Origin of the sequence: Geopsychrobacter electrodiphilus DSM 16401 (genome assembly GCF_000384395.1) — a bacterium.
GTDB classification, from domain to species: domain Bacteria; phylum Desulfobacterota; class Desulfuromonadia; order Desulfuromonadales; family Geopsychrobacteraceae; genus Geopsychrobacter; species Geopsychrobacter electrodiphilus.
This window is the reverse complement of sequence record NZ_ARWE01000001.1, coordinates 1,415,563-1,428,361: the sequence shown is the minus strand read 5'-3', so window position 1 is coordinate 1,428,361 and position 12,799 is coordinate 1,415,563. Positions and strand designations below refer to the sequence as shown.

The window sequence follows — 12,799 nt, the reverse complement described above, 5'->3', positions numbered from 1 at the left end:
TTTATATCTCCATTTTGGATTGCGTAAGGCGAACCACCTCAACCCGAAAACCATCGGGATCAGTCAGAAAGTAGAACTTCCCCTTCCCTGGGGTCAGCCCCTTGATGGGAGTCGGATTAAGCCCGTCGTCACTATGTCGCCGATGTGAGCCTTCAAGATCTTCGACCCCGACGGCAAGATGCGAATAGCCATTCCCAATAACATAGGCCTCTTTCTGCCCGTAGTTATAAGTCAACTCCAGCTCAAAGGGCAGCCCCGGACTCACCAGATAGCTCAGGGTAAAGCCCCCTTCGGGGAAATCTTTTTTGCGCCCGACTTCAAACCCGAACGCTTTCTGATAAAACGCCTCAGAGGCTTGAAGATCGAGGACACGGTAACAGATATGAATCATGGGATAGTTCAGCATAGGATCTCCTTTAACATAATGTTTACTGAAAAGTAGTTATTACTGGTCAGTTGACAGCGCCTGACCGTCTATCTATAGTTGGCGGCCATGAGAGCCCTCTTTATTTCAGATGCGCACCTGCGCCATCCTTCTGACACAAATTATCGGACACTGCTCGCATTTCTCGACCAGCAACAGGGTAACCTCGACGCGCTGTTTCTGCTAGGAGATATTTTCGAGTTCTGGATCGGATATCAGCACGTTGTTTTTTCAGAGCATCTCCCACTACTCACCCGCCTGCAGCAACTCGTCAGTGAAGGATGTCAGCTTTTCTATGTAGAGGGGAATCACGACTTCAACCTCGAAGGGTTTTTCGGCACAACCCTGAAGTGCACGGTGGTCCCTGACCAGCAGATTGTCGACTGGAACGGACAGAAAATATTTATCTGCCACGGAGACCTTGCCGACCCCAAAGCAAAGAGCTATCGTCTGATGCGTGCCTTCTGGCGCAGTCGATTCCTGAAGTTTATGGCAAAAATTGTCCCACCGGATACCGCCTGGCGTTTTGGAAATTACCTCTGTGAACAGAGCCGAAAAAAAACCCATCACCACCATGACCCCTCGGCTCTCGTTCTGCCCTATGCTGAACAGGCGTTGAAGCAGGGGGCTGACTGTTTCATCTGTGGCCATTTCCACTACCCACTGCAAACCAGTATCTCTGAGATGAAGGTCACTGTTTTAGGCGACTGGATTCATCAATTCTCTTATCTGGAATTGATCAACGGCAAGGCAGAGTTGAAATCATTTCAAGACTCAGACTTTTCAGATGCCTCATCCGACCGGGTACATTGATCAACCAAAGTTTTTAAGGTGATCGCTCCACTCTTCTGCTCGGTAAGTGCCATATCAGCCAGGCTCTGGCTCGCAACTTCAACTACGAAATGCGGTTTTAAATGAAGAACTTCTATACCATGTCCGCGCAGTCTTGACAGAATATAACTAACGCTTAAAGCCTCCGCCGCTCGCCCCAATTGGTAGCGTTTTATATTTCTACCCCCGCCTGAGGTTTCACTAACGAAACCAAGTTCAACAAGTTCAGCTAAAATATGTTCACACAACCGCGGAGGAATCCCCAACTGCCGAGACAAGCTTTCTTTGCTGGCGGAATCCATGGCCCGATAAAATCTGGTTGCCAACGACAGCAGCAGAATCAAAGCTACCCGTTCGTAACTACTTCGATTAACTTCATATCCGTGCAGATCGCGCCCCCAAGTGCGCAAATTCTGTCGAGCATAGGTAAATTCAAGCCCCAGTAATACAATATTCCAGGAGAGATAGACCCAGATCATAAAGATAGGCAGCGCCGCCATGGTGCCGTAAATGGCATTATATTTGGCAACGCCAACCTGAAAATTGACATAACTCCACTGCGCCAACTGCCAAAGTGTCCCCCCGATAATCCCTCCGGCAAAAGCTGACGACCATTCAACGCGCGTGTTGGACATAAACACGTACAGCACTGCAAAGGCGATCCACATCAGCAGATAAGGCCCCATCTTAAACAAGGTCAAAATCAGACTGCCAACCACTTCCATGTCAATTAAACGCTGCACCAGTTTATGACTGGTCAGGGAAGAGGTCATGGAGATCGCAGAGATCAGCAGCACCGGCCCAACCAGCAGCACTGACAGATAATCGGAAAAGCGCCTGATCAACGGACGCAACCCCTTTACCCCCCAGACATGATTGAAGCTGTCTTCAATATTTGAGAGCAGCGAAGTAACCGCAATCAGCAGGAAGAGCAGACCGAAAGCTCCGAGCTTTCCTACCTGGGTATTGTTGACATAGGTCAGCAGCGAGGTCACGACCTCATGTGAACCAACATTTAATTTGTCCAGAATCAGTGGTTCCAGAGTGTTTTGCACCCCGAACGCTTTGAGCAGCGCGAAGGTCAGGGCCAAAAGCGGAACGATCGCAAGCAGCGAGGAATAGGTCAGGGCTGAGGCACGCAGCATACAGCGATCCTGCAGGAAATCCCGCGTCACCAGTGAAACTGTCTGTAACTGACGCAACAAAAAAGACCGGGGATAGCTGAGCATGCGCAGATCTTGTTCCCAGAGCAAACGATGCCATTTCTGCTTAAGTGTAAAAACACGATTTCGATGCGACTGAGACATGGGATTCACCCCTGATGGCAATGAAGGCCAAAACAAAAGACATAAACGGCTTAAATTAATAAAAGCTCTATTCAACCCCTAGATCTACCTTTTCGACCGGCATCCCGAGTGCCGCAGCCGGGTCCTGTTCAAACCCATTCCGTCGACCAACCAGCACAATCTGGAGTTGATCGGGGTGGAGATATTTTTTGGCGACCCGTTGCACGTCCGCCTTGGTCACAGCGGCGATTTTTTGTCGATAGGTCTGCATATAATCTGCGGGATACTCATAAAAATCGAGGCGCTGTTGACGAGTTACAACCGCGTGGCTGCTGTCGAAGGCGAAGACAAAACTGTTGATCAGGCTCTCTTTGGCGGTCGTCAATTCCGCGTCAGAGACCGGCATATTGATCAATCCCTGCATCTGCGCCCGCATCATGCTGACAACTTCCAGGGTCGAACTGCACTTGGTTTCACACTGAGCGATAAAAAGCTCGGGTAACAGTCGTCCGATTTGAAAATAGGAGTAAACCGAATACGTCAGACCATGATTAGAGCGGATCTCACGCATCATTCGACTGTTGAAACCACCCCCGCCCAATATATAATTTGCAACCTTCAGCGCCATCGCGTCAGGATTGTTTTTATCGATCCCCGGTTGTCCCATCATAATGGTCGTCTGAGGAAGATCTTTATCGGCAATAAAAAGCTCTCCTTTTTGGTCCTTCACAGGCAATGCGGGGGGCTTCAGACTAGGTCGTCGCGTACCTTGCCAGTCCCCGAAAGTCTGGGACAACAAGGTTTTAAGCTCATCGAGATCAATATCACCTGAAACGGCAATCGACAGGTTGCTCGGCTGAAAGTAGGTTTGATAGAGTCGCAGCAGATCTTCACGCCGGATAGCATTCAGAGTTTTTTGCCTGGCAACACGACCAAAAGGATGATCGCCGTAAATCGATCTTGCCAGAGTGCGGGCAGCAATCGAGGCAGGATCATCATTACGGCGGCGCACGCCTTCGATAAGTCCCAGTCGCGCGATCTCAATCCGTTGGGCGTCAAATTGCGGACGACGCAAAACATCTGCCAGAAGACCGAACCCCGACACGACATCCTGACGCCGCATCGACATATCGAGCTGATAAGCATAGCTGCTGCTGCTGACCTTCAGATCCGCCGCCATGTTTTCCAGGGTCTCCTGGAAGATCAGGGGAGAACGGTCCCCTGCCCCACCCGTCTGCAGACTTTCAACAAACAGGTCAGACAGGCCGGTCATTTCGGGCGGATCAAAAATCGAGCCGCCACCGGTAAGGGTTGTGATTTCAACCAACGGCAGATCATGGTCAGGCAGCAGATAGACCTCGATTCCATTCGCCAGGGTCAGGTGTTCAACCTGGGGAAAATCAAAGGTCAGCTTCGGGAAGGTCAAGGCGTCCGGGCGAACCGGTTGACGCACCAACATGCTACAGGCTGTCAGAAGCAATAAGGACAAGATCGACAGAAAAGATTTCATCACTTCACCTCACGCTGCAGCACGGCCACGGTGCGGTTGGCCGAGGTCAAATATCGATTGGCAAAAGCAATCAGTTTTGGAGGATCAATGCCTTGAAGCTTATCTGCATAGTCAATGAGATAGTGCCAATCGCCAAGGGCAGCATAGCTTGAGAGTAAACCGGCCAGGCCCTTATTGCTGCGCATCTGCCTCAGGTTATTGGTAATCAGCCGGTTACGCGCCCTTTTCAATTCTGCGGTTGAGACCGCCGCCACCTTAAGCTTGTCAAGCTCAGCATAGATTGCCGCTTCGACTTCAGCTGCGGAATGGGGAAAGCGCGGTGTTGCATCAATCACCAGCAGATTGGCATAGCGGTTCCCCGGAGCTCCGTAGATCTGAACGTTGCTCGCCAGCTGCTCTTCAATCACCAGGCGCTTGTAAAGCCGCGAAGTCGAACCACCGGCGAGAATATCCGTTAAAACATCGGCGCAATAATCATCCATATGAGGCATCGCCGGTTTATGAAAGGCGATTAACAGCGCCGGCTCTGCGTCAAAATTGACCGTAACCCGCCTTTCCCCCTGCTGGGGTGGTTCAAGCGCAACCACCCGCGGAACGGGCACCCCGGGGGATATGGAAGAGAAATACCGATCCACCAGCGCCCGCGCCTTCCGCGCCTCAAAATCGCCCACCAGGGTTATGACCATATTGACGGGGCGGTAATAGCGTTTGAAAAAATCACGAGCTTCGGCAATAGAAAGATTTTCAATATCAGAGTCCCAACCGATCACCGGATTTCGATAGGGGTGAACCTTGAACGCTGAACTGATCAGTGCCTCGTAAAGTAGACCGGAGGGGTTGCTGTCGTAGGAACGGCGACGTTCTTCACGCACCACTTCGCGCTCGGTATAGAATTCACGCAACACCGCATTTTTCAACCGGTCCGACTCAATCGAGGCCCAGAGCTCCAGCTTATTTGCCGGGAGCGAAATCAGGTAAGTGGTCTGATCTTTACCGGTAAAGGCATTGTAACCAACCCCTCCATTTTCGGCGTAAATACGCGAAAACTCACCCTTCACAACATATTGCTTCTCCTGTTGCTGCAAGAGATGAAGCCTTTCACGCAAGCCTTCAAGTTCAGCCGCATCAGCGCCGGGATCATTCTTCAGCAGATCGATACGGCTCCCGACGGCTTCAATCTTTTCAAGAATCGGTTCCTCGGCGGCATAATCACGAGTCCCAAGAGTTTTAGTCCCCTTAAACAGCATATGCTCAAGCAGATGTGCAACTCCGCGATTTTCTACCCCCTCATTTGAGCTGCCGACCCGAAAGGTAATAAAGGCACTAACCGTTGGTGCCTCGTGCCGTTCAAGCATTATCAGGGTCAACCCATTGGCAAGGTGCTCTTCCTGCACCCGATCGCCAAGCTGAGCTGCATAAAGTGGCTGGCCCAAGAGCAGCAGACCTAAGCAAATTATCAAACGACGCATGTATCACCTCTACAGGGGGAATGGTCCAGATTTCAAAGTTCGTTAAAGTCTACCCTATTCGTGACCAGGCTGGCTATAATTTGACATCCACAAAAAATCCCCACTTTCTATGGAGAAGATTTCTCTTGTGCTTAAAACGGCACCACTTTCGGTAATTTTCAAAATGGTTCGACCGGTGGGAGACCGTTGACAGCTATACCTGAACGGTAGTTCCCGAGCAAGGGTATCAGGCTGTGCTCAAGGATTTCGTCAACCTGTTCAACCAGATGAACGTCAAAGTCCGGCATCAGCTTCGCGTGGGGAAAAGAACGGAATCATCATATACGGAAAGACGATGTGCTCTTTCAGCGGCCAGATTTGCAAAATGTTAGGAGTCTGAAGACTAATTACGACCCATCCCTGACGGATCTTCCTTGAGAATACGAGGGACCTACTTTTCCTTAAGTCATAAACAAACATTGACAAGACAACGCTGAGATTAGCAGATTGCCGAAGCAGGGCGAAAGTTACCTTTTTTGCACTTTTTAATATTTCTAAAGGGGTAAGCTCTTAAAGAATATCATTATATTAGAATTATTAATGCGTCTTGAAAAAATTGCTCCTTCACATGGGAAAATATCAAAGAGATACGGTAAGATGGAGGGGCGACAACTAACCAGCTAAGGAGCAAATAATTTACTATGAAACGGATCGCGGTTCTGACCAGTGGCGGTGATTGTTCAGGGATGAATGCGGCAGTCCGCGCTATCGTTAGATCCTGCCTAGCCTCAAACCTCGAAATCATTGGTATTCAAAAAGGCTTTCAGGGGCTGATCGATCGATACTATGAAGTTTTGAGCACAAAATCGGTCAGCAATGTTCTACAGCGTGGAGGAACCTTTTTACAGAGCGCACGCTGTAAGGAGATGTATGATGAAGCCGGGCAGCGTCTGGCGGCTGAGAATTTGGCAGGGCTTGGGGTTGAGGGGTTGATCGTACTCGGCGGAGACGGCTCGCTCAAGGGCGCCCTGGCTCTGGCCAAACGCCATGTGCGGGTCATCGGTATTCCGGCCTCAATCGACAATGATATCCCCTTCACCGACATGGCCCTTGGGGTCGACACAGCCCTCAACAACATTGCGCGCGCCGTCGACAACATTAAAGACACGGCTTCATCCCATGACCGTGCCTTTCTGGTCGAAACCATGGGGCGCAACTGCGGCTATCTGGCAGTCGTCTCAGCCATCGCCTGTGGCGCCGAATACTCGCTGATTCCCGAAGAACCCTTTGATCTCGAAGCGATCTGTCAGGAACTGCGCCGCCGGTATCAGCAGGGACGCAGCAATTCGATCATCATGGTAGCCGAAGGGGCCGGCAACGCACAAAAGATCGGTGAACAGATCAAGGATAAGATCGGGTTTGAAACCCGCACCATCGTACTGGGTCACTACCAACGTGGCGGGTCACCGACCGTTTTTGATCGACTGCTGGCGGCTCGGTTTGGTCAGGCGGCGGTTGTAAACCTGCTCAAGGGAGAACACGGAAAGATGCTGGGCCTGATCAATTCACGGATGGTATTGACCCCGCTTGATGATGTCATCGGTGCTGGTATCCGTCCAATTGATAAGCTCCTGCTACGCCTGGCAAACAATCTGGCAATTTAAGCGAATCTAGGTATCGACCGGCAATCACCACCTGCCCCAGAGCCAGTCCTCCGTCATTGGGGGGGGTTTGCCGATGAAGCAACACTTCAAAGTTAGCCGCTCGCAAAAGGGCTGTCACCCGCTCCGTCAAGAAAACATTTTGGAAGACACCACCGGACAAAGCGATCGGCAACGCCCCCTGCCGCGCGCGGATTCTTTGACATACCTGCAAGATCGCCTCAGCAAGGCCCAGATGAAACCTGAGACTGACCGCTCCCGCGTCCCGCCCCTGTTGCAGGTCGGCCACCAGTTCATGCACCATGGGTCGCGGATTAACGATAATCTTCCCGTCATTATCCAGCAGTTCAAAACGGTAGGGTGTCAATTGTTGCGTCTTATCAATACGCATTTCAAGTTCCAGCGCCGCCTGCCCTTCATAACTGACCGTCTGGCGTAATCCCGCCAGGGACGCAACTGCATCAAACAGACGCCCACAACTGGATGTCAGCGGCGTGTTGATCTCTTTGTGCATCATCTGGAGCAACAATCTGCGGTTTACGGGCGGAATATCTTCGAGCACCGCGAGCGCCGGGAGGTTCTCCCCATAGGCCGCGACTAACAGGCTTAATGCCATCCGCCAGGGTTCACGGGTTGCGGCATCCCCCCCTGGCATGGCCAGTTCCGCCAAATGTCCAACCCGTTCAAACCCTGCAGCATCACCAAGCAGAAATTCGCCACCCCAGATGTGCCCGTCACTGCCGTACCCCACCCCGTCGAAGATCACACCCAGCACCGGTTCGTCACGGCCATTATCGGTCAGACAACTGACAAGGTGGGCGTGATGATGCTGAACCGCCAGTTTAGGCAAATGAGTCATCTGCATGGCGACTGAGGTCGAAAAATAATCAGGGTGCAGGTCATGTGCAACCAGCTGCGGCTGAATATGATGCAGTTGCTGCAGATGTTCGACTGCTTGTTTGAGTGAATCGAGAACTGCCTGATTTTTAAGATCGCCAATATGGTGACTCAGGGTCGCACGATCATCGGCGGTCAGACAGATGGTGTTCTTCAGGTCCGCTCCCAACGCCAGCACCGAGGGTTGCGCCCGGTTTAATTTCACCGCGCGAGGCACGTATCCCCGCGAACGTCGCAGCATCAAGGGCTCTTCATTCATGACCCGCACAATCGAATCATCGGTTCGGATCTGAATCCGTCGATTGTGGCTGAGGTAGACATCCGCGATCCCGTTCAGGCGGGCAAAGGCCTCTGCTTCGCCGTAGGCAATCGGTTCGTCGCTCTGATTACCGCTGGTCATAATCAGGGCCGGAAAGGCTTCAAACAAAAGATAATGGAGCGGGGTATAGGGGAGCATCACCCCCAGATAGCGATTATTCGGAGCGGTCAACTCACAGATGAGTGTTTGTTCAAGCTTCTTTTCCAGCAGTACGATGGGCCGTTCAACTGACTCGAGCAGTCGCTTTTCAACTGCCCCGAGGTGGGCAAACTGCCCAACCGTTTGGATGTCCTTCGCCATAAGAGCGAAGGGCTTTTCATCACGAAATTTACGCTGCCGTAATCGTGCTACAGCTGCGCAATTCTGTGCATCAACGGCAAGGTGAAAACCACCCAGCCCTTTAATGGCCAGCACTTCCCCCTGCTGCAGACAAACAAGACTCTCTGCCAATGGGTCATCCGTGGGGATTTGCACGCCGTCCTGATCAAAGAGACCAAGGGCGGGGCCACAGTCGGTACAGGCGTTCGGTTGCGCATGAAAACGGCGCGAGGTCGGGTCGTCATATTCCTGCTGACATGCCTGGCAGAGAGGAAAATCGACCATAGTCGTCAAAGGCCGATCATAGGGAACGCCACAGACAATACTGTAGCGTGGACCACAATTGGTGCAGTTGATAAAGGGATAGCGAAAACGCCGATCCTCGGGAGCGAAGAGTTCTGATAAACAATCGGGGCACACATAGGCATCTGGGGAGATTTGTGTTGACTGCTGTACAGAATGCCGACTGTCGCGAATAGCGAAGCCTGGCACGGAAGTCAACGGTATTTCATGGGTTGAGAGGCAGGAGATATGGGCCAGCGGAGGAAGCTTGGTGCGGATAGCCGTTAAAAAGAGAGCAAACTGTGACTCTGGTCCCTCAACCTCGATCAGAACACCCTGAGTATCGTTGTACACCCAGCCATTCAGGGCAAACAGCTGAGCCTGGCGATAAATAAACGGGCGGAAACCGACCCCCTGAACGATCCCCTCTACACGAATGACATGGCGTTTATTTAACATTCCGCCATACTGACATGTTCACAAAGAGAATTAAACTGTCGAAATCGCGCAGGCGCATAATTAACTGGCCTGCGTTAAACGAGGCACATCAAGCCGCGCTGGGTTGCCCCAAAACCTGCGCCAACCTTTCCTTGCGCGCCACATCAAGTTCCGCCCCCACCTGCAGTCGCGACTTATCAGTTGAGTAGACCGTATCATCGAAATAGCGCCGGAAGAGCCTCTGACTCTCCGGTTCCTCAGGACCTGAGCCGGGATAATGTCGGGAGTAAGCTTCTGGCGGCGGAAAGCTGATCGAAGGATCAGTCTCATCGCGCGAGAAGGCTACCTCATAGACCCTTTTGCTGAAAAGATAGAGGAGATACTGGATATCCAGCGCGACCTCCCGTGCGGTCTCACCATGGGCAAAGCGCAACGCCATCTGACAGCGATGATGGAGTTCCAGAAATGTATGCTGCGAACTTGCGACGATTTCAAACAGCGCCTTCTGCGTACCGCGACCGTTCCCTTTGCGCAACTCTTCAAGCCCGCGCCTTTTCCCTCCTTCCAGCAGACGTAAGACACCTTCAGATCGGGATTCCATGTAGGTTTTCAACATTTCCATCGGCTTGCTCCCCCGCTGTGACGGCGACAATTTAAAATATGACCTTTGAAGTAATATATACCTCCCTGCCAGTTTAAAGCAATCCTGTCTCCAAAAGGAGTCGGATCTAAAAAGAAGAGCCGGGTTGAAGTAAAAACCTTAGCTCTTCAGCTGATGAAGTACGCCCTAACACCTTATTGCGATGTGGAAATCGCCCGAATCTGACAATGATGTCGTGGTGACGAACGGCATAATCGAAAAAGCCGACAAAGGCATCTTTCAGCCGATCATCGACGGATTCTGATAGCTGCAGAAACAGCGCCACAGATTTCCTCTGATCATCGAGGTTTTCTGAATGCTCAAGTGGGAGGTAAAGAAAAACCTTTTCGACAGGGCGCAGCGCCTCTGCCAGCGGCATGAGCTGCTGCACCAGCTTACGTGCGACAGGGTCAGAAACAAAACTACGCGGGTCATTTCTGTAAACATTGCGAGAAAATTGATCAAGAAGCAGGATCACCGCCAGCTGCAGCGAGGGGGACAAAGGTTTCAGAGAGATTTGCTCCCTGGAAGCAAGTTGCATGAGATCCGAGAATGTTTCACGGATAAACTGATCAACCTGTTCATCCTTTGCAAACCAGAGCTTTCCTTTCTGCCGGATAACCTCCAGATCGTCTTCCGATTGACCAAACCAGAAGGAATGAACTTCTTGCAAACGTTTCTTCATAACGGACTCCATTGTATCAGGGGCGGATCGCATAACCGACAATCATGGGTGCCGCGATCGCCGGCGCTCCGCGCATGGTCTCCGGACGCAATGCCAGTTTAAAGCCAATCTCCTCAAGCAGTTGGGCTGTCTCACGGGTCAGATGACAGTTGCAGGCAAAGCCCTTCCAAAGAGGCTGCCAGAAGCGTTGCCAGAAGAATAAACCAGAGTCAGGATTCGCAGCGACATGCTCCATCAAGACTAGGCGGCCTCCCGACTTAAGCACACGAAAGGCCTCAAGCATCGCCAGTTGAGGGTTGGTCACCGAGCAGAACACCAGAGTCGAAACCAGATTGTCGATGCTGGCATCAGCAACGTCCAGGCGTTCTGCAGCACAGGGAGAAATCAGCACGGATGCTCGTGGATTGTCCTGCAGTCTCCGTTCAAGGCGCTGACGCATCGCGGCATCCGGCTCGCATAGCACTAAATGTTTGACCCCGGAAGAATAATATTCAAGATTCACTCCAGTGCCCGCACCAATCTCCAGCACATCCCCATCCACTTCAGACAGGAGTTCAGTTCTCCACCCCTCGAGACAGAGATGCTCAACCTTGCGCATTGCGTAATCGTAAAATCTGGCCACCAGGCTTCGATAGAGATTCATGGCACTCAGGGCTCCTGACCTTTATTGTCATCATCTTCGAGCATAGTAACATGCCCTGTACTCTGAGGTGTTCTGCCACTGAAGACACAGCCCTTCAAACACAAAAAAAGGACCCCTCAGAAGAGGGGTCCCTTTAAAATAATGGGGAGGCAGGCAGTAACAGCTATTCAACGCTTTTCTTTTGGCTCGACAGCGCCACCAGCAGCAACCCAGGCTTCATAGCCACCTTCGATATGGGCAACTCTGGTGATCCCCATCCGTTGACAGACATCAGCCGCCAGCGCCGAACGCCACCCTTTGTTACAGAAGAGAATCAGCGGTTTCGGGTCAATGAACGCCTTGTGAAAATATGGGCTTTCGGGATCAACCCAAAATTCAAGCATACCACGTGGTACGTGGATGCTGCCGGGGATCGTCCCCTCGCGCCAGAGTTCGCGAATGTCACGCAGATCAACCAACATGTAGTTCTGACGCTGGGCATCTTCGAGCAGATCCGTGACCTGAACCCTCTTGACGCGGGATTCAGCTTCAGCTACCAGTTGGCGAAATCCTGTGGATAATTCCATCGTGTGCCCCCTTTCACGTCTCAGTCGGCGGTTTTCCCTGCGGCAGGTTTTTTTTCAGATGTTTCTGACGGCGTCTTGACCGTCTTGACATTCTCTTTCATATAGTCCTGAATTGCCTGTTGTACCTTCGGCATCACCTGCTGGGCATGCTGACGACCGATCTCCATCGATTTCTGCATCAAAATCGGACTCTTCTCTGCCATCTTCTGCCCGAGAGGACTTTTGCTGAATTCAATAAGACCCTGGAGCTCTTTTTCCGTAAAAGTGTCGGTATACAGCTTGGTATATTCTTCTTTCAGGCTGTCCCAGCTGAGTCCTTTAAAAAGCAGATTACGCGCAATCTTCTGCATCTCAAGCAGATTTTTTTCTCGATTCTCGGGGATATCTATCGCTTCTATCTGGGACACGATAATACCTTCTACTTTTCCGTACATCATATCAACCTGTTCCTTAACCTTATTGAGAGTAAGAAACTGTTCGGCCAACTGACGACGTTCAGTATCGCCCGCCCGAGCGACAACAGGGAGAGAGATCAGGACGATCAAAGCAAACATTACCAACTTTTTCATAGCAGCTCCTGTAAATTTAAAAATGTTGCCTGTCGAAGATAACACAGCATACCCAATTTGTCGTCAATCTGAAACACATTCTGCTCAGTCCAAATGGTGAAATTTATTCAGGATAGCGCTCCTTGCGCAGCTGCTGATATTTGTCAAAATCAGGGGAATACCGGCAGTCTTCGGCAGGTCGCGGGCTATTTTTAAGACATTCCTGATAGCCCATCTGACGAAATATTTCATAGCCGGTGCGCTGGCCGCAACCGTTCAACACGATAACGAAAACCATCAAAA

At 51.3% G+C, this 12,799-nt stretch carries 13 protein-coding genes; 2 read left to right on the top strand and 11 right to left on the bottom strand.

The features are described 5' to 3' along the window. Nucleotide 1: 1 nt before the first annotated feature. Nucleotides 2–406: a lactoylglutathione lyase gene (gloA, locus tag D888_RS0106740; RefSeq protein ID WP_020675787.1), complete on the bottom strand. Its 405-nt coding sequence runs from the start codon at nt 404–406 to the stop codon at nt 2–4. A gap of 87 nt (nt 407–493) precedes the next feature. On the opposite strand from gloA, the gene D888_RS20890 reads away from it, so the two are divergent. After that, nucleotides 494–1,237, top strand: a complete 744-nt coding sequence (locus D888_RS20890; protein ID WP_020675786.1) for a UDP-2,3-diacylglucosamine diphosphatase — start codon at nt 494–496, stop codon at nt 1,235–1,237. Here the strand turns inward: D888_RS20890 and D888_RS0106730 are convergent. From D888_RS0106730 to D888_RS0106720, 3 genes are all read right to left on the bottom strand, one after another. Further along, nucleotides 1,192–2,562: a YhjD/YihY/BrkB family envelope integrity protein gene (locus D888_RS0106730; RefSeq protein WP_020675785.1), complete on the bottom strand. Its 1,371-nt coding sequence runs from the start codon at nt 2,560–2,562 to the stop codon at nt 1,192–1,194. The two genes, D888_RS20890 and D888_RS0106730, sit on opposite strands and share 46 nt — an antisense overlap. A 67-nt stretch (nt 2,563–2,629) precedes the next feature. Then, complete coding sequence (locus D888_RS0106725; protein ID WP_020675784.1) at nt 2,630–4,051, bottom strand: M16 family metallopeptidase; 1,422 nt, start codon at nt 4,049–4,051, stop codon at nt 2,630–2,632. Continuing rightward, nucleotides 4,051–5,520 (bottom strand): M16 family metallopeptidase, encoded by a 1,470-nt coding sequence (locus tag D888_RS0106720; protein ID WP_020675783.1) that lies wholly within the window; start codon nt 5,518–5,520, stop codon nt 4,051–4,053. Before D888_RS0106720 ends, D888_RS0106725 begins: the two co-directional genes overlap by 1 nt. Before the next feature lie 680 nt (nt 5,521–6,200). Between D888_RS0106720 and pfkA the strand changes: the two genes are divergently transcribed. Next, nucleotides 6,201–7,163, top strand: a complete 963-nt coding sequence (gene pfkA, locus D888_RS0106715) for a 6-phosphofructokinase (RefSeq protein ID WP_020675782.1) — start codon at nt 6,201–6,203, stop codon at nt 7,161–7,163. Here the strand turns inward: pfkA and hypF are convergent. The 7 genes from hypF to D888_RS0106680 form a co-directional block, all read right to left on the bottom strand. Beyond that, nucleotides 7,096–9,435, bottom strand: a complete 2,340-nt coding sequence (gene hypF, locus D888_RS0106710) for a carbamoyltransferase HypF (RefSeq protein ID WP_020675781.1) — start codon at nt 9,433–9,435, stop codon at nt 7,096–7,098. The genes pfkA and hypF overlap by 68 nt on opposite strands. Nucleotides 9,436–9,523: 88 nt before the next feature. Then, nucleotides 9,524–10,036: a hypothetical protein gene (locus D888_RS0106705; protein ID WP_020675780.1), complete on the bottom strand. Its 513-nt coding sequence runs from the start codon at nt 10,034–10,036 to the stop codon at nt 9,524–9,526. A 106-nt stretch (nt 10,037–10,142) separates the two neighbouring features. Continuing rightward, nucleotides 10,143–10,739, bottom strand: coding sequence for a DUF924 family protein (locus tag D888_RS0106700; RefSeq protein WP_020675779.1), 597 nt, complete (start codon nt 10,737–10,739; stop codon nt 10,143–10,145). A gap of 16 nt (nt 10,740–10,755) precedes the next feature. Then, nucleotides 10,756–11,382 (bottom strand): class I SAM-dependent methyltransferase, encoded by a 627-nt coding sequence (locus D888_RS0106695; protein ID WP_020675778.1) that lies wholly within the window; start codon nt 11,380–11,382, stop codon nt 10,756–10,758. A 167-nt stretch (nt 11,383–11,549) separates the two neighbouring features. Continuing rightward, the gene (locus D888_RS0106690; protein WP_020675777.1) at nt 11,550–11,948 is read right to left on the bottom strand and encodes a rhodanese-like domain-containing protein; all 399 of its coding nucleotides are present in this window, start codon (nt 11,946–11,948) and stop codon (nt 11,550–11,552) included. Between the two features lie 20 nt (nt 11,949–11,968). Further along, the gene (locus D888_RS0106685) at nt 11,969–12,517 is read right to left on the bottom strand and encodes a DUF2059 domain-containing protein (protein WP_020675776.1); all 549 of its coding nucleotides are present in this window, start codon (nt 12,515–12,517) and stop codon (nt 11,969–11,971) included. A gap of 103 nt (nt 12,518–12,620) precedes the next feature. Continuing rightward, nucleotides 12,621–12,794: a hypothetical protein gene (locus tag D888_RS0106680; protein WP_156826960.1), complete on the bottom strand. Its 174-nt coding sequence runs from the start codon at nt 12,792–12,794 to the stop codon at nt 12,621–12,623. Nucleotides 12,795–12,799: the final 5 nt, after the last annotated feature.

Coding starts and splice junctions, on each gene's coding strand:
- gloA (WP_020675787.1), bottom strand. CDS start 406: ATGCTGAACTATCCCATGATTCATATCTGTTACCGTGTCCTCGATCTT.
- D888_RS20890 (WP_020675786.1), top strand. CDS start 494: ATGAGAGCCCTCTTTATTTCAGATGCGCACCTGCGCCATCCTTCTGAC.
- D888_RS0106730 (WP_020675785.1), bottom strand. CDS start 2,562: ATGTCTCAGTCGCATCGAAATCGTGTTTTTACACTTAAGCAGAAATGG.
- D888_RS0106725 (WP_020675784.1), bottom strand. CDS start 4,051: ATGAAATCTTTTCTGTCGATCTTGTCCTTATTGCTTCTGACAGCCTGT.
- D888_RS0106720 (WP_020675783.1), bottom strand. CDS start 5,520: ATGCGTCGTTTGATAATTTGCTTAGGTCTGCTGCTCTTGGGCCAGCCA.
- pfkA (WP_020675782.1), top strand. CDS start 6,201: ATGAAACGGATCGCGGTTCTGACCAGTGGCGGTGATTGTTCAGGGATG.
- hypF (WP_020675781.1), bottom strand. CDS start 9,435: ATGTTAAATAAACGCCATGTCATTCGTGTAGAGGGGATCGTTCAGGGG.
- D888_RS0106705 (WP_020675780.1), bottom strand. CDS start 10,036: ATGGAAATGTTGAAAACCTACATGGAATCCCGATCTGAAGGTGTCTTA.
- D888_RS0106700 (WP_020675779.1), bottom strand. CDS start 10,739: ATGAAGAAACGTTTGCAAGAAGTTCATTCCTTCTGGTTTGGTCAATCG.
- D888_RS0106695 (WP_020675778.1), bottom strand. CDS start 11,382: ATGAATCTCTATCGAAGCCTGGTGGCCAGATTTTACGATTACGCAATG.
- D888_RS0106690 (WP_020675777.1), bottom strand. CDS start 11,948: ATGGAATTATCCACAGGATTTCGCCAACTGGTAGCTGAAGCTGAATCC.
- D888_RS0106685 (WP_020675776.1), bottom strand. CDS start 12,517: ATGAAAAAGTTGGTAATGTTTGCTTTGATCGTCCTGATCTCTCTCCCT.
- D888_RS0106680 (WP_156826960.1), bottom strand. CDS start 12,794: ATGGTTTTCGTTATCGTGTTGAACGGTTGCGGCCAGCGCACCGGCTAT.